The sequence below is a fragment of the Pedobacter lithocola genome (assembly GCF_042650845.1).
Taxonomy (GTDB): Bacteria; Bacteroidota; Bacteroidia; order Sphingobacteriales; family Sphingobacteriaceae; genus Pedobacter; species Pedobacter lithocola.
In genome coordinates, this window is the sequence record NZ_JBHSBW010000016.1 from 248,533 (window position 1) to 272,804 (window position 24,272).

General features: G+C 35.5%; 18 protein-coding genes and 1 pseudogene. 5 read left to right on the forward strand and 14 right to left on the reverse strand.

The window, feature by feature from the left end:
- Positions 1-115 precede the first annotated feature (115 nt).
- The 10 genes and pseudogenes from ACFOWA_RS19155 to ACFOWA_RS19200 form a co-directional block, all read right to left on the reverse strand.
- Positions 116-586 (reverse strand): DUF6428 family protein, encoded by a 471-nt coding sequence (locus tag ACFOWA_RS19155; protein WP_378988433.1) that lies wholly within the window; start codon positions 584-586, stop codon positions 116-118.
- A 56-nt stretch (positions 587-642) separates the two neighbouring features.
- On the reverse strand, positions 643-969 hold the full coding sequence (locus tag ACFOWA_RS19160) for an ArsR/SmtB family transcription factor (RefSeq protein ID WP_378988435.1): 327 nt from the start codon (positions 967-969) through the stop codon (positions 643-645).
- A 93-nt stretch (positions 970-1,062) separates the two neighbouring features.
- The gene (locus ACFOWA_RS19165) at positions 1,063-1,632 is read right to left on the reverse strand and encodes a Crp/Fnr family transcriptional regulator (protein ID WP_378988437.1); all 570 of its coding nucleotides are present in this window, start codon (positions 1,630-1,632) and stop codon (positions 1,063-1,065) included.
- 10 nt (positions 1,633-1,642) lie between these two features.
- Positions 1,643-2,293, reverse strand: coding sequence for a hypothetical protein (locus ACFOWA_RS19170; protein ID WP_378988439.1), 651 nt, complete (start codon positions 2,291-2,293; stop codon positions 1,643-1,645).
- A 294-nt stretch (positions 2,294-2,587) separates the two neighbouring features.
- Positions 2,588-3,019, reverse strand: a pseudogene (locus ACFOWA_RS19175) (VOC family protein).
- A 215-nt stretch (positions 3,020-3,234) separates the two neighbouring features.
- Positions 3,235-3,966, reverse strand: coding sequence for a head GIN domain-containing protein (locus tag ACFOWA_RS19180; protein WP_378988441.1), 732 nt, complete (start codon positions 3,964-3,966; stop codon positions 3,235-3,237).
- A gap of 200 nt (positions 3,967-4,166) precedes the next feature.
- Positions 4,167-4,988, reverse strand: a complete 822-nt coding sequence (locus ACFOWA_RS19185; RefSeq protein ID WP_378988443.1) for a M1 family metallopeptidase — start codon at positions 4,986-4,988, stop codon at positions 4,167-4,169.
- Positions 4,928-5,824 (reverse strand): hypothetical protein, encoded by an 897-nt coding sequence (locus ACFOWA_RS19190; RefSeq protein ID WP_378988445.1) that lies wholly within the window; start codon positions 5,822-5,824, stop codon positions 4,928-4,930. The genes ACFOWA_RS19185 and ACFOWA_RS19190 overlap by 61 nt, the downstream gene beginning before the upstream one ends.
- Positions 5,825-5,858: 34 nt before the next feature.
- A complete protein-coding gene (locus tag ACFOWA_RS19195; protein ID WP_378988447.1) occupies positions 5,859-7,730 on the reverse strand; it encodes a CocE/NonD family hydrolase in 1,872 nt (623 codons plus the stop codon).
- A gap of 6 nt (positions 7,731-7,736) precedes the next feature.
- Positions 7,737-9,605: a CocE/NonD family hydrolase gene (locus ACFOWA_RS19200; protein WP_378988449.1), complete on the reverse strand. Its 1,869-nt coding sequence runs from the start codon at positions 9,603-9,605 to the stop codon at positions 7,737-7,739.
- Positions 9,606-9,805: 200 nt separating this feature from the next.
- Here ACFOWA_RS19200 and ACFOWA_RS19205 point away from each other — a divergent pair, with 200 nt between their 5' ends.
- The 5 genes from ACFOWA_RS19205 to ACFOWA_RS19225 all read left to right on the forward strand — a co-directional run bounded on the left by ACFOWA_RS19205 (position 9,806) and on the right by ACFOWA_RS19225 (position 17,412).
- Positions 9,806-10,699 carry a DUF6515 family protein gene (locus tag ACFOWA_RS19205; protein ID WP_378988451.1) on the forward strand — a complete coding sequence of 298 codons (894 nt, stop codon included), beginning with the start codon at positions 9,806-9,808 and terminating at the stop codon, positions 10,697-10,699.
- A gap of 289 nt (positions 10,700-10,988) precedes the next feature.
- A complete protein-coding gene (locus ACFOWA_RS19210) occupies positions 10,989-12,149 on the forward strand; it encodes an esterase-like activity of phytase family protein (RefSeq protein WP_378988453.1) in 1,161 nt (386 codons plus the stop codon).
- A gap of 167 nt (positions 12,150-12,316) precedes the next feature.
- On the forward strand, positions 12,317-13,723 hold the full coding sequence (lpdA, locus tag ACFOWA_RS19215) for a dihydrolipoyl dehydrogenase (protein WP_378988455.1): 1,407 nt from the start codon (positions 12,317-12,319) through the stop codon (positions 13,721-13,723).
- A gap of 760 nt (positions 13,724-14,483) precedes the next feature.
- Positions 14,484-16,007, forward strand: a complete 1,524-nt coding sequence (locus tag ACFOWA_RS19220) for a choice-of-anchor I family protein (protein WP_378988457.1) — start codon at positions 14,484-14,486, stop codon at positions 16,005-16,007.
- A gap of 205 nt (positions 16,008-16,212) precedes the next feature.
- Positions 16,213-17,412 carry an MFS transporter gene (locus tag ACFOWA_RS19225; RefSeq protein ID WP_378988459.1) on the forward strand — a complete coding sequence of 400 codons (1,200 nt, stop codon included), beginning with the start codon at positions 16,213-16,215 and terminating at the stop codon, positions 17,410-17,412.
- 47 nt (positions 17,413-17,459) lie between these two features.
- Here ACFOWA_RS19225 and ACFOWA_RS19230 read toward each other — a convergent pair whose 3' ends face one another.
- The 4 genes from ACFOWA_RS19230 to ACFOWA_RS19245 form a co-directional block, all read right to left on the reverse strand.
- Positions 17,460-18,266, reverse strand: a complete 807-nt coding sequence (locus tag ACFOWA_RS19230) for a hypothetical protein (protein WP_378988461.1) — start codon at positions 18,264-18,266, stop codon at positions 17,460-17,462.
- A gap of 152 nt (positions 18,267-18,418) precedes the next feature.
- Complete coding sequence (locus ACFOWA_RS19235) at positions 18,419-21,613, reverse strand: efflux RND transporter permease subunit (protein WP_378988463.1); 3,195 nt, start codon at positions 21,611-21,613, stop codon at positions 18,419-18,421.
- A 74-nt stretch (positions 21,614-21,687) separates the two neighbouring features.
- Entirely contained in the window at positions 21,688-22,755 is a 1,068-nt protein-coding gene (locus ACFOWA_RS19240) for an efflux RND transporter periplasmic adaptor subunit (RefSeq protein WP_123207284.1), read from the reverse strand.
- Positions 22,756-22,757: 2 nt separating this feature from the next.
- Positions 22,758-24,098 carry a TolC family protein gene (locus tag ACFOWA_RS19245; protein ID WP_378988465.1) on the reverse strand — a complete coding sequence of 447 codons (1,341 nt, stop codon included), beginning with the start codon at positions 24,096-24,098 and terminating at the stop codon, positions 22,758-22,760.
- Between the last annotated feature and the right edge of the window lie 174 nt (positions 24,099-24,272).

A 24,272-nucleotide genomic window follows, 5' to 3' on the forward strand; every position in this document is an offset into this window, starting at 1 on the left:
TTAAACCAAAATGCAACATTAACCAGTAAAATTAATGCAGGTACTTCAACCAGCGGATCAATTACTTAGTTAGGTTTTCAAATAGCGCAATCTTCATTTCGTTGTTTTTTAAATCTTAACAACAACCTCCGCCAGGTGTGCAAGCTGCAGGTGTTGTATTAAGCTGAACCATCTGTATTTTTTGCTTGCTTTGCGGAATACCACATTTATCTGGAGCCAGGCAAGCAGTTTTTTTAGCTATCAATTCAAAGTCTTTACCATTAAAAGCAAGATCATATTTACCAATGGTGTCAGATTGAAATTCTACCTCAATTTCTAAATTCCCTATGCCGAGTTTTTCCTCTGAAAGATTTATAATGCTGAGCAGTTTTGCCGGCTTTAAGCGATGTTCAAAATCGTTCGCGTCCCAAAGTTGAAAATTTACTACTTTTTCTAAACGTTCTACGCCGCCACAATCAATAAAGTGTTTTGTAACCAAACCTACTTCTGTAACATGAAAATGTTCTGGAACAAAATCACCTGATGGCAATTTAAAATTTACAGTTTCTACTGTAGATAAATGATTTTTAATTTCTGCTAGTTTCATGATATGTAATTATTGTTACAATGCATTATTGTGATATAGTAAAAAAATAAAAACGCTTAACAGCATTTTTGTTTGGTTGTGGTTGATATGATATTTGAGAAGTAATGCTTTAAAATATCGAAAGTTTTCTCGTCGATGCAATAACAAATTGCATTTCCCTCGATGTTTCCTTTTATTAAACCTGCGCTTTTAAGTTCTTTTAAATGTTGAGAGATTGTTGGTTGTGCCAATGGCAGTTCAGTTACTATATCGCTACAAATGCATGCATTTACTTTCAATAAATAATCTATGATTGCAACTCTAGCCGGATGACCAAGTGCTTTTGCTATCGTAGCAATTTGATTTTGCTTATCGGTAAAATGTTCTGTTTTAGTAGCACCCATCTTTAATATTTTTATATTGCAATATTACGATATAGTTTTTGTAATTGGAAATTTGATTTATACTTTAAATAATTTATGATAAATAATTTAGATCTAAATTTTCTTTCTCAACCTGCTCAAATGTTGTGGTGATATGCCAATATATGAGGCAAGGTGCTGTAATGGAACACTTTGAATTAAAATTGGATTGTTTTTTAACAAATATTGATAACGTTCTTCAGCAGAATTATTTAGGAATAGCGAAATACGTTTTTCCATAATGATGGCTAAATTTTCTGCTGCTTTTCTACCAAATTCTTGAGTTGATGGAATTTTCTGATAAAGCTCTTCTAAATTTTGTTTACTGATAATAAATAATTCGCTTGGTTCAATAGCTTGTATATTCTCTGTAGAGGGTTTCCCAGATGTGAAACTAGAGAAGGACGTTACAAATTCGTTAGGTAAAGAGAAGTAACAAGTTGTTTCTTCTGCCTTATTGTTTGGATAAAATACTCTTAACATTCCTGATTTTACAAATGCAACATGATTACATCGTTTACCGATTTCCAAAAAATAATCATCCTTTTTTAAGGAAATATGATTGAATAAGGAGAGTGTAAAATCTAAATCTGTTTCTGAAATCGAAATGGTACTTTCTATATTTTGCCAAAGTGATGACTTCATAATTTATTGATTAACTATAATATTTAATGGCATAAAAAGGATGTTCATTCAATGCTATTATTAGCGTGAAAATTATAAAAATCAAATAAATTAAGGAAAATAATTTGACTAATTGCAGTGCCTTATTTGTACTGAAATATTTATTTACAAGATAACCAAATATCGGGATGAGTTGTAAACTGTGTAAGCCAAAGAAATGTGCAACTCTTAAATCGCCAAAGGTTGTGCTCCAGTTTAAAAAAAATAATCCTTTACCACCATCCGAAGCACCAATTGTATGTCCTTTTAAACTACTGATATAGCCGCCAAATAAACTAAAAATAACAAAATAGACTAGAGCAAATTTAAGGCTTAATACAAGTGCAGGCTGTAATTTAAATTCTTTTTGTTTAAAGAAAATATAGGTTATGTATGCTGTCCAAAGCGTAATGGTAAGAATAAATATGCCCATTAAAGCAAATATGATTATTCCAAAAGCATCACTACTATTAAAGTGAGATTGTTGCCCTCTTAGTGCCTGAATAGTTATTGCGGCCTGTTCAAAGCACATGGCAACTACCGCCACCCATGAATATATTTTTACCTTTCTTTGGTCTGCAACATAGTTTAAAATTATGGCCATTGTCCAACTGTACAACCAAATGCTTAATGCAAACTTCATCGGTTTTATTGTCGAATTTATCCCTAAAACCTCTATTGTGTTAAAATGGTAATAGATTAATAGGCATATGAACAGTAGGAGGTGAATTGCGCCAAGCCAAAAAAGAATTTTATTTTTAATTAGGTATTTAAACATGTTATTTAATCAGCAGCAAATGCTGATACAAATATCAGAGGTTAAATTCATTAATATCCTGAACATTTGTTAAGAAATGAATAAGAAAAAAATGTTATTAAAATAGATTAATGAGAGCAACGTATTCTCTATAGAAAAAGACGTTCAATTCATTATCTACTATCCATTTTGCTGCGGGTCAAAATCTATCATCCATTCGATACCGAATTTATCTCTAAACATTCCGAAATACGTACTCCACGGGCTATCTGCCATTGGCATTTCAACACTTCCGCCTGCTGATAATCCGTTGAAGAGCTTGTCGGCTTCTTCGCGACTTTCTGCACTTATCGAAATCTTTGAACGATTTTCATTTTCATTAACAGTGCCCAAAATTTCTGGAACATCATTGCCCATTAAAACGTTGTTGCCAATTGATAAAGCGATATGCATTATCTTATTTTCTTACTCCTCTGCTACCGTAAATTCTGAACTCGAAAGCTCTTTGAAACGAATAATTTTTGCAAACGTTCCGCCAAAAACAGATTGATAGAAGTTAAATGCTTCTTCGGCATTTCCATTAAAATTAATGTGAGGATTGATAAGTGCCATAATTAGGATTTGTTAGGTTTATAAAAGCAATCTATGAGTAGCTGAATCAAATTTTAGTGCTCGATTTATATACCACATAAAATTTACAACCTAAATATAATAAACTTCCTTGCTCATTTAGCAAGATTTTTATGCAAATGCTAAAACTATTGTGAACAAAAAAGCGTCCCGATTTTACATCGGGACGCTTTAAAATCTGTTACAGATTAAATATTTTATATTTTTCTAACTCTACCAGAACCAATTACAGTTTTTTCTACAGTTGCATTGCCAGAATAATTAATATTTCCAGAGCCGCTGATAACTGCCTTGATACGTTCTTCAGCTTTAATATTGACTGTGCCAGAACCGCTCATTGTTGTAGATAAATCATTTACAGATAAATCTTTTCCAGAAAAATTGCCAGAACCACTCATTACAATCGTTGCTTCGTCAGCAGAGCCATTAATATTTAACTTACCAGAGCCACTAATAACGCTATTTAAATCATCAACATCTGCAGTAGTATTAACCGTTCCCGAGCCGCTTACGGTTACAGAAAGCGTTTTTGCTGATAAATTTCCTTTAACACTCATAATGCCAGAACCGCTCATTGTTAAACTTTTAATATTTTTAGCAGTTACGTAAGCCGTTATCTTTTTGCTTTCGTATTTATGTTCCCAACTTGTCCAGCTATTTTCAGGGCGAATAATTAATACATTGCCTTTAACCTCAGTAATTAAAGTTGCAATGGCATCGGCATCACCTTCAAACCTACAGCTTTCTGTGCTGCCTAAAGTGATTATAACATTTATCGGACCGCCTGCAGCAACCCCATTAAAATTTCTTACCTCTCTGTCATCTCCTGCCTTTGCAGAATTATTTGACGGAAATGATGAGTTAGCAAATGCATTATAACTTGCTGTAAATAATATTGCAGCACATAAAATTGAGAATATTTTTTTCATGGTATTAAAATTTATGCTTTTTTGTTAAAAACATCAAAGCGGACATGATTAGGGTTTTTTAATAAGACGATGGTTTTTTTAAAAAGTTGCATCAAGCTTAAATTTTTATTCAAATAAATAAGGAAGTTAAAAAGTGCATTAAACTTATATTTCCTAAACCTTAAATAAACCAAATCTCATCGCTTAAAAAACTCATGCCTTTAATCAACCAGTTTTTTTGTTGCAATATAAAATAACGGGTCGCTTTTAAAATTATCTACGTTAATGCTTGCATCAACCTTTATGGTTTTCCAATCATTACTAGGCTTAATTAAGGAATAATTTCCAGTTTTCAGCGAAACTTTAACAGGCATGTCAAAACCTTTAACATCTGTAATCCAACGATAAGAAAGCATACCTTGATTAATTTTATATTCTAACACTGGAATTTTGCTGTAGCGTAAATATTGGTCAAAAATTTTATCCAATTTTAAACCACTTTTTCTTGCAATATAATTTTCTACTTCAACTGTAGTTACTGTTTTATGATAGAAAGTTTCGTTCAAACCACGCAAAACCTGTCTAAATTTTTCATCGTTATTTATTAACTGGCGGATGGTGTGAATCAGGTTAGCACCTTTATAGTACATATCTCCCGAACCTTCTTTATTTACCCCATAAGGGCCAATAATTGGAGTTCTGTTTCCGATGCTTTTTCTGATACCAATTACATATTCATCAGCAGCTTGCTTATTTTGGGTACACTCTGTAAAAAGGGTTTCAGAATAATCTGTAAATGCCTCGTGTATCCACATATCGGCAATATCTTTAGAAGTTATGCTGTTTCCAAACCATTCATGCCCACTTTCATGCACCGTGATATAATCCCATTTTAACCCATGTCCGGTTCCGCTTAAATCTCCTCCCATATAACCTTTCTTAAACTGATTTCCATAAGCCACAGCACTTTGATGCTCCATACCTAAATGGGGTGCCTGAACCAGTTTGTAACCATCCTTATACCATGGATAAGACCAAACCAATACTCAAAACATTTTAACATTGGTTTTACATCGGCATCCCAATGTGGGCGAGCTTTTGCACTATCTACTTGTAAAGCCCAAAAATCAAGACTCAGTTTTCCTTTTTCACCATCGTAAGTGTCTGTCCAATGGGCATATTTACCGATGTAAAAAGTAACATCGTAATTGTTAATTGGGTTGGCAACAAACCAGTTGTATTGTTTTGTACCATCAGGTTTATCTTTAATGCCTCTCAATCTTCCATTAGATACTTCTTGCAAAGATTTCGGAACGCTGATACTAATCAACATACTGTCAACTTCATCACTTTGATGATCTTTATTGGGCCACCAAACGCTGGCACCTAAGCCTTGGCATGCAACAGAAACAAAAGGATCTCCGGCAGAATCTTTTTTGAAAATAAAGCCTCCATCCCAAGGTGGGTTACGTGCTACAGGTGGATTCCCCGAATAAAAAACCGTGAATTTATCTTTCGTACCTTTTTTAATTATTTTAGGAAAGTTTACAAATACAGCATTAAATTCTCTGTTATAAGTTAGCTCTGTGTTATTGTAAATAATTTTTTCAACTTTTAAATTAGAAAACAAATCGAATTGAAGTTTGCTAAAATCTTGTGTTGCAGTAAAAGCGAATTCATTGCTACCACTTACAGATTTCTGCTCCAAATCTATGTTAACATCTAAGTGGTAATAATTAATATCATAGCAAGTACGTAATGGCGTTAACGTTCCACGCAAACTATCGGCTCGTGTATTAACCTGCTTTTTGCCCATTAATTGGGCATGTGATGTGAAAATGCTTAAAACAAGCATAAATAATAATAGTAGCTTTTTCATTTTATTTTGCGAGCCAATCCGAAATTTATTTAAACTATTTAATCACATCAACCTCAATAAAACTATCGTTAAATATAGTTTGGGTGGCTTTAATGTAATCGGATTCGGTAGCTTTATATGGGTTTTCTACAAATTTTTGTGGGTTGCGTGCAAATAAAGGAAATGCTGTACTTTGCACTTGAATCATAATTCTATGACCTTTTTTGAATGTGTGTAAAACATCTTGTAATCTAAAATTAACATCGGTTTTCTGGTTTGCTACCAAAGCTTCGGGTTTTTCGAAACTATTGCGGAAACGGGCAGGCATAACTTCTGAGCGTACCATTTGCCAATAATTGCTTAACGTAATGCTTTTATTTGGCATGTATGGATTGTTTGGTTCATCGGCAGGATAAACATCAATTAGCTTAACAATAAAATCAGCGTCGGTACCAGTAGTAGCAATTTTTAAATGCGACATAATTTCGCCACCCAAGGTAATGTCATTATCCAGGATTTCTGTTTGATACACTAAAACATCTGGTCGTCTGCCAGCAAAACGTTGGTCTTCGCTCATATAATTATGCGGCGTAAAACCCAAAGTTGTGGTTAAATCTTCGGTGTAAGGCACGGGTTTTAAAGGATCGCTAATGTAGTTTACAGATCCTGTAGATGCTGGAGCTGTCATACTTAACTTTCCATCGGCACCTAAGTATAGTTTTTGTTTACTTGCTTTTTCGGTTGGCCATTTAGTAAATGTTTCCCAACTTTTTTTACCTGTATCAAACATGTATGCTTCTGGTAAACCAGAATTTTTATCGCCATTACCCTTTAAAAAATGATTAAAGAATTTTGCTTCTATGTTTTTTTGGTAAAATGTTGCAATGCTATCTCCAAAATAAACATTACTATGCATGGTGTGACCGGTCTCACGGCTCCATCTTCCATGTCCAAAAGGCCCCATTACAATGGTGTTGTATGCATTTGGATTTTTCTTTTCAATTGATTTATAAATATTTAATGGTCCTGCTAAATCTTCTGCATCATACCAGCCACCAACTACCATAACCGCTGGCTTAATCGTACTATAATGTTTTAACAAACCGCGTTTTTGCCAAAATTCATCGTAGTTTGGGTGATTAACGGTTTCCTGCCAAAAGAAATTATCCTTGTAATATTTATCTGCGTTTGTTAGCGGACCCAAATCTAACGCAAACTGATAACCATCTTTAGTATTTGGTTTGATGGTTTGCTTGCTATACCATGCTGATGTTTCAGGCTGTGTTTTTTGCACTCCAAATACTGGAAAAGTAAAGAAATAACTTTGTAGAAATGAACCGTTGTGGTGGAAATCATCAAAGAAAAAATCCGAAATTGGCGCTTGTGGCGATGAAGCTTTTAAAGCAGGATGGTTACTTAAAATACCTGCTGCGGTGTAAAAACCCGGGTAAGAAATTCCCCACTGACCAACCTTGCCGTTATTGTTGGCAACATTTTTTACCAGCCAATCAATCGTATCAAAAGTGTCAGATCCTTCGTCAACATCAGTTTTTGCTTTTTTGTTATCAATAACCGGTGTCATGTTTGTAAAGGTACCTTCGCTCTTATAACGGCCACGAACATCCTGCATAACTACGATGTAACCTTCTTTCATCATCAAATCAGATGGACCTAATTTTGCAGGAAATTTGTCTTCGCCATAAGGTGCAATGCTGTAACAAGTGCGCTGCATAATCATTGGGTATTTTTTATCTTTTGCAGCATCTTTTGGTGTATAAATGGCTGTAAATAGTTTCACCCCATCTCGCATGGTAATGTAGATTTCTTTTTTAGTGAAATTTTCTTTCGTGAAGCTGCTATTGGTTTGCGCAAAACTCGCGGTAGCAGATAAAATGAAAAATGATAATATAACTTTAAGGTGTTTCATATTAATTTATTTTAAAACAGATAAGCTGATGTAGGAACTGTTCGATGTATCGTGGTAAATTTTATGCGTTGCTTTTTGGAAATCACCGGGTTCTGCCTGGTAAATATCCATGAATTTTTGCGGGTTTCTATCGGCTAATGGAAACCAAGAATTTTGAATTTGAACCATAATTTTGTGTCCTTTTTTAAAGGTATGTGCAACATCAGGCAAAGCGTAATTAACTTTTGTAATTGCACCTGGAACAAATGGCTCAGGTTTTTCGAAGCTGTTGCGGTATTTGCCCCGAAGGATTTCGCCACGCACTAGCATTTCATAACCACCCATAATAATATTATTTGGGTTGGGTGTTGGATTTGGTTCATCTTCGGGATAAACATCTATCAATTTCACAACATAATCAGCATCTGTTCCGGTGGTAGAAACCACCAGATTTGCCAGTACAGGTCCAGCTAATGTTATATCTTCTGTTAATGCATCAGTTTGATAGGTTTTAACATCTGGTCTGCGAGCGGCAAAACGCTGGTCGTCAATCATATATTCTCGTGTACGCCTTGCTTGTACACCGTCTTGATAAGGCACAGGATTATTCGGGTCACTAACATACTCATCCCAGCTATCGGTTCTACCAACCTTCTCAAATGCTAGTTTCCCATTCGGTTGCAAATACAAATTTTTTGTTTCAACTTCTTTCGGTGGCCATGCACTAAACTTTTTCCATTCGTTGCTTCCTGTTACAAAAATATTTGCCTCTGCAGCATTAAAATCGCCTTCCCCTTTTAAGTAATGTTTAAAAAACGGCAGTTCAAATTGCTGTTGGTAATTTATGCTTGTGGTTTTACCGAATTTAATATCTCCAAAAGATGCGCCATCGCTACGAACCCAACCGCCATGAAACCACGGACCAGCAACAAGAATATTTTTTGCAGATGGATTTTGTTTTTCTATCGCCTTATAAGTTGCAAAAGTTCCATAAGCATCTTCGGCATCAAAAAAACCACCTACAACCATAACTGCAGGTTTTACATTTGTTAAATGCGGAAGGATGAATCTCGCTTTCCAGAATGTATCGAGGTTGGGATGTTTAAATAAATCATTCCAAAATTTAATACTATCTGCGAAGTATTTATCTTTTAAATTTTTTACAGAACCCGCTTCTAAATAGAAACGATAATTATCCTGAATGGGAAATTTGAAACCTTTTGGGCCCTTATCTGGCGTAATTGGTTGTAAACGCGGAACGCCAAAACCACTCATAAAAGTAAATGCATCCATTAAAAATAATGAGCCGCCATGATGAAAATCATCTCCAATAAACCAATCGGTAACCGGGGCTTGCGGCGAAACCGCCTTTAATGCAGGGTGCGAATTAGGTAACGATGTGGTAGAATAAAAGCCAGGGTAGGAAATACCATAAATACCTACATTGCCATTATTATTTTTGATGTTTTTCACCAACCAATCAATCGTATCGTAAGTATCGGTGCTTTCATCTATCGCTTTATTCCCCTTGTTTAAAGTTTGCGGGCGAATATCCTCAAACGTTCCTTCGCTCATCCACCTTCCACGTACATCCTGATAAACAAAAATAAAGCCCTCACGCATCATTGCAGGAAAATTTCCTAAACTTAATTTGTATTTATTCTCGCCGTAAGGCGCTACGGTATAAGGAGTTCTATTGATTAAGAAAGGATATTTTTTGGATTGATTTTTGGGTATGTAAATTGAAGTAAAAAGTTTAACACCATCTCGCATTTGTATTTTACGTTCTATTTTTGTGTAGTTTTCTCTTACATAAGCCGAATCGGTTTGTTGAGCCAGTAAATTGTTAGATAGAAACAAACAAATTAAGAGGCCTAAAATTTTACAAGGGTTCATTTTAAGGTTGGTTTTTAGGAATAAAATTTAAATATAGGATTTATCAGAATTGAATAGAAAAAACATCCGGTAAAAGGTTTGTTAGGATGTAAAATATGTTGATAGTCATTCCATTATCAGAATTTAGTTAAATAACGAATAGCAGATAATCTTTTATAGATTTTTCTCGTCTTATACACAATTGATTTAAACACAAAAAAATGAAAAGGTTATTAAATAAAACTGTGGTTGTTTTTGCGGCAATAGCTGCGGTTGCAACTTTAACTATAGAAAGTGTTTCTGCCCAAAGACCAAGCAGAGGCGGTGGCGGTAGCAGCATGGGTGGTGGCGGTGGTCGTTCTAGTTCTGTATCACCTTCAAGAGGTGGTGCTTTCAGACAACCATCTGCGCAAGCGCCTTCATCAAATAATAGGATTTCTCAAGCACCAAATCGTGGTGGCTTTAATAATTCGCAAGGGAGCCGTTACAGTTCTGGCAGACCTGAGCGACCAGGATATCGTTCAAACAACGGATACAGACCAGGTGTAGGTTTCAATCGTCCCGGATACGCTTATCGTCAAGGTTTTGGTTATCGTTCTGGCTTTAGAAACAGAGCCTATTTCGGTTATTACAACTTTTACAGACCGTTTATTGGCTTTCGTTTAAATGTTTTGCCATTTGGCTATTATCCATTTTATTATGGGCAAGATCAGTTTTATTATTCAGGAGGATTGTTTTATCGTCAGTATGAAAATAATTACCAAGTTGTTGTTCCGCCAGTAGGTGCTGAAGTACCTAATTTACCATCTGAAGCCGAGTTGGTTACCATTGATGGTGTAGATTACTATGAATATAAAGGCATTTATTATACGCAGGGAACAGATAAAGATGGTAAAACAGTTTATATTGTTGCTGGTAAAGATGGGGTTTTAAACACAACTGATGGTCCGATTGATACACACCAAATTGGTGATGTAATTAATGCATTGCCAGAAGGCTGTAGAGAAGTTACCATTAAAAATGAGAAATATTTTGTTTCTCCTGATGATGTTTACTACGAAGAGGTTGTAAGTGGAAACACTACAAGTTATCGTGTTATTGGTAAATTATATTAGTAAGATTTTAAAATAATTTAAAGCCGCTTTGATTTAATATTGAAGCGGCTTTTTTTAATGCAAAAATCTGTTCGATAAAGAATTCTAGAAATTCGTTTTGCATATGCGTTATCTGCGATACAATATTTTAAATAGCCTAATCAGATTGGCATTTTGCAAAATTATTCCTTGACTAACTAATTTTCGTTGATTGCACAGATCTTCGATGAGTTTAATTTATTGCGAAAAATAATTCATTCATTATTTTCAAGCAATATTTTAAATACTTTTACCAATAAACCACTTCAAATTGAAAAAGGCATCACTTACAAATTCGATTAGCTATCTATTAATTGTTTTTATTTTTGCATCATGCTCGGTTTCGAAATATGCTTCAAAGCAAAAAGAAACAACTATTTCTGCTATAAAATTTTTGAACGAATACATAGTGCCGCTCAATCCCAGCTACCAAAGTACTGTTGTAGGTGGTTTATCCGGGATTGATTATGATGCAAAAAAAGATCAATACTTTTTAATTAGCGATGACCCTTCGCAATTCAGTCCAGCTAGAATTTATACGGCAAAAATAGAAATACGAGATAATAAAATTGATACAATTAAATTTACTAGTGTATTTTCGATTTTGCAGAAAGATGGGCGGCAATACCCGAAATATCAATTCGGAAAAAATGCTAAAGCAGATGGTGAATCTGTCCGATTCGACCCAATCCGTAACCGATTGGTTTGGAGCAATGAAGGCGAACGCTTATTTCGAGCAGCAGATACAACACTGGTACAACCAGCTTTAACCTTTATATCTACTGAAGGAAAGTTTTTAGATTCGGTGCCTTTGCCAAAAGGATTTGAAATTACAAAGCAAACTTATGGCGTTCGCAAAAATGCCTTTTTTGAAGGTTTGACTTTTGCTGACGATTATAAAACGCTTTATGCCAGTTTAGAAGAGCCACTTTATCAAGATGGAAAGCAAGCGGCTTTTGGTTTTGCGGGAGCCTTAACAAGGATTTCTAAATTTGATGTTGAAAGCAAAAAAAATATAGCACAATACGCTTATAATTTAGGAGCGCTCCCGGTAAATCCAACATCTGCAAGCGATTGGAATTTAAATGGAATTTCAGAAATTTTGGTCATAAATAAGCATACGCTTTTAATTATGGAGCGGGCTTGGGCAAAGGGGCATGACGATCATACTTTTATAAAGCTATATCTCGTCGATTTAAGTGCCGCAAAAAATGAACTTGATAATTCGTCGTTTACAGTACATCATCCAAAACCTTTAAAAAAGAAGTTACTTTTTGATTTTGATGTTTTAAACATTCATATTGATAATTTTGAGGGTATAACTTTTGGTCCCGATTTACCTAATGGGCACAAGACTTTAATTTTCTGCGTTGATAACAATTTTTCTAAATCGCAGGTTCAACAATTTTTTCTTTTTGAGGTAATGCCGTAAATCAGTTTGCAGATGGTGGTTTGCAATTTTTAGTTCAGCGTTTGCGGTTCTTAGTTCTGTTCAGATTGCAGAAATTTTACGGCATCATGTCTTTTACCTGCAACCTTCCGCCTTTCACCTTCAACCTTTTTTCCCTACCTTTGGTTAATCAAAATTATCAAGAAATTATGCAATACGATGTCGTTGTTATCGGTTCAGGGCCGGGCGGTTATGTAGGCGCAATCCGTTGTGCTCAGTTAGGATTAAAAACTGCAGTTATAGAAAAATATAAAACTTTTGGAGGTACTTGCTTAAATGTTGGTTGTATTCCATCAAAAGCTTTGCTAGATTCTTCAGAGCATTTTCATAATGCTGAACATACCTTTACCACTCACGGTATCGATTTAAAAAACCTTAAAGTAAACATGCCACAAATGATTGCTCGTAAAGACGACGTTGTTGCTCAAAATACTGCGGGTATTACATATTTATTTAAGAAAAACAAAATCGATACGTACGAAGGCCTTGGCTCTTTTGTAGATAAAAATACCATTTTAGTTACCAAAACAGATGGTTCTACACAAACCCTAACCGCTAAAAATGTAATAATAGCTACTGGTTCAAAGCCAACCGTATTACCGTTTTTACCTATTGATAAAAAACGAATTATTACTTCAACAGAAGCTCTAAATATAAAAGAAGTTCCAAAATCGATGGTTGTTATCGGTGGTGGTGTTATTGGTTTAGAACTAGGTTCGGTTTATGCCCGTTTAGGTACTAAAGTTTCTGTAATCGAATTTTTGCCTTCTATCATTGCAACAATGGATGCTAGTTTAGGTAAAGAGCTTCAACGTATATTAAAGAAAAACCTTGGTATGGAATTTTACATGGGGCACAAGGTTACTGGAGCAACCAATAAAGGAAAAACCGTAACTGTAACTGCAGAAAACTCAAAAGGCGAAGCTGTAAATTTCGATGCTGATTATTGTATTGTTGCCGTTGGTCGTACAGCATATAGCGAAGGTTTAGGTTTGGATAAAATCGGAATTACAGTTGAAGAAAGAGGTAAAAAAATTCCGGTAAACGAGCATTTGGAAACTTCCGTTGAAGGTGTTTATGCCATTGGCGATGTAATTACTGGTGCAATGCTTGCTCACAAAGCAGAAGATGAAGGAACTTACGTTGCAGAAACCATTGCCGGACAAAAACCACACATCAATTATAACCTGATACCAGGCGTGGTTTACACTTGGCCAGAAGTTGCCTCTGTTGGTTTAACAGAAGAGCAATTGAAAGAGAAGGGCACAAAATACAAGTCGGGTTCATTTCCTTTCAAAGCTAGCGGTCGAGCTAAAGCAAGTATGGATACCGATGGCTTTATTAAAGTTTTAGCTGATGCCGAAACGGATGAAGTTTTAGGCGTACACATGATTGGTCCACGTGCGGCAGATATGATTGCGGAAGCTGTTCTCGCTATGGAGTTCCGAGCATCTGCGGAAGACATTTCTCGTACAAGCCATGCGCACCCAACCTATACAGAAGCATTCAAAGAGGCGGCATTAGCTGCTACTGATAATAGGGCTATACATATTTAACAACATCATGCTGAACTTGATTTAGCATTTTTTTTTATAGAAGGGCTGATAAGAAATTATCGGCTTTTTTTATTAAAATTTTTAAGGATTCTCGAAGCTGCATAATTAATTTTTGTTTTTGGAAATTAATGTTAGCATTCCATTGGCGATTGCAGCCCTGCCAACCGCTGTAGCCCTCGTAGAAAAACTCGGGGCTGCCGCTATTGTCAGGTTTAAAAACAACGGTTCGTTTGCTAAATGCAAAAACTTTTCTCTATCGTTACGAGCGGAGTAATGAATTTTTTGTTATTTGTTTTTGGAAATTCTCGTTAGCATTCCATTGGAGATTGTAGTCCTGCCAACCGCTATAGCCCTCGTAAAAAAACTCAGGGCTGCCGCTATTATCAGGTTTAAAAACAACGGTTTGTTGTGCGTTTGGACGAAACTTTTCTCTGTGATTACGAACTGAGCTATGAAAGAGCTAACCAGTTTTCAAAATCAGCACAATTATAACATCCCTAAACCCGACTTAGTGAGATGCCGATTTTTCATCGGCAGAAACGAGGGCGGGACTGCTTTTACAAAAGCACTACTGAAATTGCTTTCCAAAAAAAATCTAAATTCTGTAGAAACCTTCAAACTTTATTTCAAGCAAACTAGGTAATTTTTTTACTTAACATGATTCCCATTTCACAATTCCTTAACAAAATGATAACAGTACATGGCTAAAAATCAGCGTTGTTGCAGTATATTTTTGCGATTCAGATATTACAAAAAAACCATGAACCCTAAAAAACTGTTTAGCGCCCTGCTAATCGCTTCTGTTGCATTTACAGCTTGTAAAAAATCAGATAACCCTATCGAAGATCCTTCAGAAACCACCATCCCTGAAAACATTTCTAGTTTTAAAGAAATTGCTATGATAGATTTGGGTGGAGTAACTTCAGCAGAAATATCTGCTTATGATCCTTCAACCAAAAAACTTTTTGTTGTTAGCAATGATGGCGGTACAAAAGTAGAAGTGATAGATTTAAGTGCTTATCCAACACTTACCAAATCTAGAACACTTACTTTTCCTACAAATGCAGGCATAAATAGTGTTGCAGTTAGTAATGGATTATTGGCTATTGCATTGGATGGGGTAACAAAGCAATCTAACGGCGATATCGTTGTTCTTAAAACAACCACTTTAGAAGAAGTAAAAAAAATTAGCGTTGGCGCAATGCCAGATATGGTAACTTTTAGTCCGGATGGCAATTACATTATAAGTGCAAATGAAGGAGAGCCAAACGATGAATATACAATTGACCCGGCAGGAACTGTTTCTGTTATCAATGTTAAGGCTAATTATACAGTTAAAACGTTAGATTTCGCTTCTTTTGAGAGTTCCAAAACTGCTCTTGTTGCTGCGGGATTAAGAATTTACGGACCAAAGGCAACGTTTGCACAAGATATAGAACCTGAATATGTAGCCGTTTCTGCTGATTCTAAAAAGGCTTATATTACCCTTCAGGAAAATAATGCAGTTGCCGAACTTGATGTTGTTGCAGGTACATTAACCAAAATTATGCCTTTAGGTATTAGAGATATTAATCTTGCCGATAATGCTTTTGATGTAAGTGATTTGGATGGCAAAATACAACTTGGCTTGTGGCCAATTAAAGCATTTTACTTGCCAGATGCAATTTCTTATTTCACTGCAAATGGCTCAAATTATTTGGCTTTGGCAAACGAAGGCGATACACGTGCCTGGAAGGGTTATGATGAAGAGGGTAGGGTTAAAAGTTTAACGTTGGATCCTACAAAATTTCCAACAGCGGCAACTTTAAAATTAGATGCTAATTTGGGTAGATTAACCGTAACAAAGGCATTTGGCGATACTGATGGAGATGGTGATTACGATGAATTATACTCAACAGGCGGGAGAAGCATGAGCATTATTAATGCAAGTACAGGGCAATTAATTGCTAATGTTGGTAAAGATTTAGAGCAACGTGTTATTGATGCTGGTAAATATGATGATACCCGTTCGGATAATAAAGGAGTTGAAGTTGAAGGTGTTACAGTAGCACAGGTAAATGGAAAAACTTTAGCTTTTATAGGGATGGAACGTGTTGATATGGTTGCGGTATATGATGTTAGCACACCAGAATCACCAAAATTTGTTCAATTGTTTTCTACAGGTGATGCCCCAGAAGGATTAATGTTTGTTAAACCAAAGGATAGTCCGAATGGTAGAAGTTTGCTAATTGTTTCGAGTGAAGAAGACGGAACAGTTAGGTTCTATCAACCAGATAAAGCTTAATAAAAACAATTATTAAATAGCAGGCTTTCGGATTCTATATAGATTCCAAAAGCCTTTTTTGTTTTAATTTAATATCCAATGAAATAGATTTTGAGTAAAAATTGACTCAAACTAATAATTATTTATAAATGATATTTTGCCCTTTCTATTTCCGATAGATTTAAAGACCTTTGCAAGAACAATCATGTTCATTTAATCCCGCATTTTGGAAGAGTCTAACGCAAATCAGGAAAAACAAAATCTAACAGTGAAACCTGTAGTAGCTCAAAGTAGTGCAAATAGAACTCGCCTAGCTGTATCTTTATTTTATTTCGGACAAGGAATTGCATTTGCATCCTGGGCTAGTCGTATTCCAGATATTAAACATACCTTAAATTTATCCGACGGCCAGCTAGGAAGTATTTTATTAGCGCTTCCTTTAGGTCAGCTGTGTACCATGCCAATTTCTGGTAGGTTGGTAACAAAATATGGTAGCAAAGCAATCCTAACAATTACTGCACCCTTATATGTTTTAGCTTTAACAAATTTAGGTTTGGCTACGGCTCCATGGCATTTAGCTGTGTTCCTTTTTCTGTTTGGTGTAATTGGCAACATGTGCAATATTGCAGTAAATACGCAAGGTGTTGAAGCAGAGAAGTTATTTGTAAAACCCATTATGACGTCATTCCACGGTGCATGGAGTATTGCCGGGTTTGCAGGTGCGCTAGTTGGTTTATTAATGGTTAATCTGCATATCATTCCATATTATCACTTTTGGATAGTAGTAAGCCTAATATGGATTAATGTTTTCTTTAACTATAAACATTTAGTTCCTGGTAAAGGTGCCCCAACAGAACGTAAGCCTAAACTTTTTGTAAAGCCCGAAGGTGTGTTATTGCAGTTGGGTATCATCGGTTTTTGTAGTATGGCTACAGAAGGTGCAATGTTCGATTGGAGTGGGGTTTATTTTAAAGAAATTGTTAAAGCGCCATCATCTTTGGTGATTTTGGGTTACGCTTCATTTATGGTGATGATGGCAACAGGTCGATTTGTAGGCGATTCAATCATTGCTAAATTAGGGCGAAAACGCACCATTCAATTTAGTGGTATTATCATATCAACCGGAATGTTTATCTCCGTGTTTTTTCCATTTGTAGTAACCGCAACTTTAGGGTTTATGATGGTTGGTCTTGGTGTTTCAAGCATTGTGCCTACAGTTTATAGTGTTGCAGGTAAAAACGGAAAAGTTGCCCCAGGAATGGCTATTGCAATGGTGTCTAGTGTGAGTTATTTAGGGTTTTTAATGGGTCCGCCTTTAATTGGATACATTTCTGCATTATCAAGTTTGCAATATTCTTACGCAGTAATTGGTTGTTTTGGATTGTTTGTTAGCTTTTTGGTAACTAAAATCAAAGCAATTGCTTAAGCTTTAGATTTATCTCGTGAAGGGCCTCCGTCTTGAATATCAATTTATCATCCCGGTTTTTTAACTAAATTATACTCTTTTAAAACCGCAACGGCAATTTCAATAAGTCTTAAATGTTCATCTATGTGGCCATGTTGTACTTCTACATTTATGTAGGGAATATTATTTTGCATCGCGTAGACAGAAAGTGAGCCATCGTTTTCTACAAATTTTGATTGGAGCATAACATTCACATTTGCTTTTTTAAAGCTATTAAAAAGCCGAAGATCAGTTACATAAATCAAATCATCTCCATCCATTTCGAAGTTTATAAATACCGAGTCTGCTGCGCTTGAAAGATCATAGCCTGGTAAATAGGATGATATGCCAAAACCTCCATCTCCGTTATTGTGTAGCGTTAAAATGTATCCTAAAGATTTCGGGTTGTAGAAATCCAATATTTGCTTTCCGGCAGTATTGAGAGCCTTTTCTACTTCGTTAGAACTAAATTCATCTTTCTTTAAACGTGTATTAATACCACGTTCCGTATATATTGCATTTGGATCAATACGATAAACATCATCCATGTAGGTAAAATTGTAATCGCGAACACTACCATATTGGCTATCAATAATTTCGCCTCCATTCCAGCGGATGTAATCGAAACCTGCTTTTACGCCTGTATCTTCATTATCATGAACAACCAAAAACCGAATGCCATTTGGTTTATAGCTATATTTTACCAAAGCAATATCCAAATCGTAAATTTTAATGAAAGAAGAATCGGATTGCATGGCATCAAATACCGGTGGATGCTGAGCTTTTGTAACAAAAACTATAAGTGCCAGAATTATTTGCGGGATAATTTTAAACATAACCTAATATACAAGATTTGGATATTATTTGTTTGGATTGATACTTTACAACCTTAACTCAAGATAAAATAAAAATGAATTACGGTTAAACTTAGCATAAAAAAAGCTGCCCTTGGGTAAAGGCAGCTTTATATAATTGTTAATTTTTGATGTTAGTGAGTAGCATCTATATCGTATTCTAAAACATCTTTATGGTCGTATGGTTCTTCCATCAACTCATCAATTGTTTTACCTTTTTTGTTGAAGCCTAATTTTTCTAAAATTATATCAAAAATTAAGTAAACAACCGGAACTACAATTAGGGTTAAAAATAAAGAACTTGTTAATCCACCTACAATAACCCAAGCCAAACCATTTTTCCATTCTGCACCTGCGCCACTTGCTAGTGCAATAGGAAGCATACCAAAAATCATGGCGATGGTTGTCATTAAGATTGGACGTAAACGAGCATGATTGGCTAAAATTAACGCATCTACGGTCGATTTTCCTTCGGCCTTCATGTGGTTAGTAAAATCGACCAGGATAATTGCATTCTTCGCAACCAAACCCATTAGCATAATAAAACCTAAAATGGTAAAAATACCGATTGAATTATTGGTTAAAGCCAATGCTAAAAATGCTCCAATTAATGCCAGAGGCAGGGAGAACATTACTACCAATGGATAGACAAAACTATCATAAAGCGCAACCATAATTAGGTAAACCAAAATTATAGAAGCTAATAATGCAATCCCTAAAGTACCAAATCCTTCAGCCTGATTTTCTTCATCACCACCCCATGTATAGCTTACGCCAGTAGGTGCTTTTAGCTTTCCACTTTTTTGTTGGTCGATTAATTTTTGTTTAAACTCGGCAACGATTGTTCCGGTTGGCCTACCAATTGATTGTGCTTGAACAGAAACTGATGTTGATTTATTTAAACGCTCTAACTGACTTGGGCCTGAACCTTCGCTAATTGTAGCAAACTGCGATAATTTAATTTGTGCGTCTTTATCATTAACAAAAATAAGGTTACGTACATCATCAATATTCTTTCTGTTAAAGTCTTGGTACTGGATGTTAATGTCGTATTCGTATTCGCCTTTTCTGTATTTACCATCTGTATTACCAGCGAATGCAGTTTGCATGGTAGACCCTACCGTTGCAAGTGTTAAACCAACGGCCGACATCTTATCTCTATCAACCTGAACGTTAATCTCAGGCGTTCCTTTTTCTACAGAAAGTTTAATTTCAGTTGCTCCAGATACTGTTCCCAGTAAAGCTTTTGCACCTTCGGCATATTTTAAAGCACTATCTAAATCAGAACCCATAACCACCAAACTAATTGGTGCATTTTCGGCAATACCCAATATGCTAATTGGTACTGTTTTTACTTTTGCTCCAACCAATTCTTTGGCCAAAGCACGGCTCATTTTGGTAGCGAAAATATCTGATGAAACTCCTTCACGCTTATCACGCTCAACCAGTTTTACATTTATTTCTGATTTATATGCGGTTGCTTGTGTTCCACCAAAATCACCACTGGCCTGACCAACAGTTGTAATTAATTGCGTAATTTCTGGTTGTTTAGATAAGAAAGTTTCTGCTCTTTGCGTAAAAAAGTTCGTTTGCTCTAAAGGCGCATCTTTTGGTAATTCAATTTGAACCAAAAACTCACCTTTGTCTGATTTAGGGAAAAACTCCGAACCAATAAATCCGGCTCCGGCTAACCACATTGCAGCAACGAATAATACTACCACAGCAGCAACTGTACGTCTTTTATGGTTTAAAGACCAAGTTAAAATTCCTGTAATCCAAATGGTGAATTTTTTTAATTGTCTTTCGAACCAAAGAATGAAACGGCCAAATGCATTTTTGCCTTCTATATGTTCTAACTTACCAAATCTTGAGTACAACAATGGTACAATTGTAAACGATGCAAACAATGAAAGCAAAGTTGCAATAATTACAACCACACAAAACTGGCGAAGGATATTTGATACCAAACCCGAACTAATTGCAATAGGGAAAAACACTACAACAATTACTAAAGTGATGGATACAACTGTGAAACCAATTTCGCGGGTTGCATCAGATGCAGCCCTTACTTTGTTTTTACCCATTTCCATGTGGCGTTGGATGTTTTCCAAAACTACAATCGCATCATCTACCAGGATACCTACAACGAGCGATAAACCAAGTAGCGACATTAGATTTAAGGTATAACCTAATAAGGAAACGCCAATAAATGTTGCAATTAACGATGCCGGAATAGATACCATTACGATTAATGCATTTCTTAAACTGTGTAAGAAGAAAAGCATTACAAAGGCTACCAAAATTACAGCTAAAAATAAATCATGGATAACAGCATCTGCAGATTCTAAAGTGAAAATCGAGCTATCGTTAACAATTTTTATATCTAATTTATTTGCTGCATATTCTGTTTTAAGCTTTTCTATAATTGCATGTACACCTTTACTTACCTCTACCGCATTTGCATCACTTTGTTTAATAATTTGAATTGCAATTGCCGCTTTTCTGTCAATACGTGCTAATTTTTCAGTTTCTTTTTGCGAATCTTGAACATCTGCAACATCTCCTAAACGGATTTGAGCACCATCTTTTGATGTTGTTAAAACCAAATTTCTTAATTCTTCGATGCTTCTGTATTTACCAGATAAACGAATTAATACATCTTGGTTTTGAGTTTTAACACTTCCTGTAGGGAAATCAAGATTGGAACTTAAAATTAATTGCTGAACCTGAGGAACCGAAAGATTATAACCCTGAAGTTTATCAGCATCTAACGATACCTGAATTTCACGTTCAGAACCACCAATTAAATTTACCTGAGCGATACCGCTTACCCTCGAAATTACCGGAGCAATACGTTTGTCAATTAAATCGTAAAAGGTAATATCATCCATATTTGCAGATGCCGACATGGTGATAACCGGTAAATCATCCAAAGAGAATTTACTAAGCGATGGCGTTTTAACATCATCTGGTAAATCCGAAAGTATGGCATTTACTTTTCTTTGCGCATCATTTAATGATATATCAATGTTTGCTGCATCTGTTAAGGTTATCGTTACTGTCGATAAACTTTCAAATGAAACCGCATTTATTTTTTTAATATTTTCCATTGAGGACACCGCATCCTCAATTTTTTTAGTTACTGTATTTTCAACCTCAGCTGGTGATGCACCAGGGTAAATCGTCGAAATAGATACTACATTGTTGGAGAATTTCGGAAGCAATTCATAACCCAACGAAAAGTAACTTAGCAGCCCAAGTAGCGTAAGTGCGGTAAAAACCACAATTACAAGCGAGGGCCTTTTTATAGATATGTCTGTTATCTTCATTTTAATTTGATATTAGTACTGAGGTTTAGATTTTAGACTTTTAGTCATCAAAAACCGTAAACTTTCTATTAAACTTATTTAACAATGCTTACGGCAGTACCTTCAGCTAAGTTTATTTGTCCGCTGGTAATTACGGTTTCACCTTCTTTTAATCCATCTAAAACCTCTACGTTATCGCCTAAAATACGACCGGTAATTACCTTGCGTAATTTTGAAGTATTGTTAGCAGTATCGTAAACAAAAACCTGGTTACTACTTACACTACCCACAAAAGAGGTACGAGGGATAAGAATACTTGGTGCTTGTTTAGGGAAATTAAATACTGCAGTTCCGTACATACCTGCTCTTAAGCTACTTTTTGCCGAATTCGAAACTTCAATTTCTATCGGGAAGTTTAAAGTCGCATCAGCTTTAGCCGCAATAAAGGTTACTTTCCCAGAAAATTTCTCATCAGGAAAAACTGAAGATTTAATTTCAATCTGGTCGCCAATTTTAAGACTTGCAACTTGCGATTCATTAACGTTTACTTTAAGTTTTAACTTAGAAACATCAACAATTTCGAATAATTGAGTTCCTTGAGCGGTTACAAAAGCACCAACCTCAATGTAGCGTTTATTGATAATTCCGTTAATTGGCGATTTAATGTTCGCATCACTTAGTTTACGTTGCGAAGCTTGTAAACGCAATTTTGCATTTCTAGTTGCCAATTTTGCTTGGTCTAGTTGTTGCTGCGTTACACCGCCGGTTTCGTAAGAACTTTGGTATCTGGCCTCATCTCTTTTTGCATTATCGTACGATGCCTGAGCTGTTTCACGGTCTGTATTGATAATTTCAGCATCAATACGAGCTAAAACCTGTCCTTTGCTTACGCGGGCACCTTCATCAACATAAATTTTTGAAACGCGACCTGCATTTTCTGATAGGAAGTTTAATTCTTGCTTCGGAACAAAATTTCCATTTGCAACGAAATCTAAGTCAACAACTTTTTTCTCTACTTTTGCAACACGAACTGCAACAGCACCACCGCCTTTAGCAATGAAAGCAGTTTTTTCTTCATTTTTCTTCTTGTTGTTACTTAAAACATAAGCTATTGCACCAAGGGCAACAACAATTACAACGATTATAATTATTACTCTTTTCATTTCTATTGTACTAGCGATTTAATATTTCCGTTTGATTTGATTAATTGTATTTCAGCAACTTTATAGTTTAGTAAAGCCTGTGTATAGCTGTTTTGGGCTTCTGTTAATGCGTTCTCTGTGTCGATTAAATCCGTTAAAGAAGCCAAGCCGTTATTGTAATTGTTTTGAGTGCTTTTATAAATTTCTTGCGCTAAATTGGCATTCTTACGTTGCGAATTTATAGTGTTTAAGTTGTTGCGCAATTGAATTTTCGCATTCTCGTAAGCAAGGTTTAAAGAGTTTGTTGATTCTTTTCTATCTTCTTGTGCTTTTTTAATGTTAACATTAGCCTGGCGAATTTTAGAGCGGGTAAGGAAACCATTAAAAATAGGCACTTTTAAGCTTAAACCAATTGCCGATGAACCAAAACCAATCGCAGTAGCATTCGAATTTAAAAAATCAAATCCGTTGCTTTGGCTGGAGTAGGTGTAATTTCCTGATAATGATAAAGATGGATAATATTCTGCCACATAAGCCTTGCGTTGCAGTGCCAAAAGTTTATCCTGATTATCTAAAAGTTTAACTTCTGTTCTGTTTGTTAAATCAACAGAATCAGTTAAAACGGGTAATTGCGTAACTTCTGTTAATTCGGTTGCAGGCAAACTAATAGGCGTTGAAACCGGCATGCCCATAGAAAATTTTAATTGATTCTCTAATTGAGTGATGCCATTAATCACTTGCTCACGCTGTGTGTTTAAATTGGTAAGGTTTACGTTAATACGATCTACATCAATTTTTCTAGCTAAACCATTTTTATATTGGTTGCTAACAATTTTTTCGACCACTTTAACATTTTTAATGTTTGTGTCGATAACGTTTAATTGTTGTCTGTTAACCAAAACCTGGTAATAGTTATTTGCAACCAACTCAATAATTTGTTCTTCAGTTAATTGTGAAGTTAGATTGTAATATTCTTCACTAGATTTTGCGGCTTGTAAGCCCGTAAAAACTTGCTGATTAAACAATTGTTGAGAAAGTTGAACGCCTGCAGATGAATTCCATTTCTGACCAAACTTAAGCGTTTGTAATTGTCCGCCGAAATCTACCACCTGCTGACCAATAATTGGGTTGTAGGTTAAGCCTGCAGTCCCCGAAAGTGTAGGTAATGCTTGTGCTCTTACTTCTTCTACCTTGTATCTTCCACCTTCAATATCCAATTTTGCCTTGCGCAATTTGGTGTTATTTTGAAGCGCAAAGGTTAGCGCATTTTTCAGGGTTAGCTGTTGTTGTGCAGCTGCCAGTTGAGGTAAAGCAATGCCAGTAATTAGTATGAGCATTAATTTTACCATTTTTACTTTAAGCATAATGTATTGTTTTTTTGTTTTTGGGTTCTTATTAGTATCAAATAGCTAGTATCAGGCATCAAGACCTGCAACTGGGCAACTTTGTTATTGTGTTATTGATGTTCGTTTTTCGTTCTTGTATTTCAGCTTTCCACTTTAATCTCGTTCTTAACCTTAACCTTGGTCTCAGCCTCA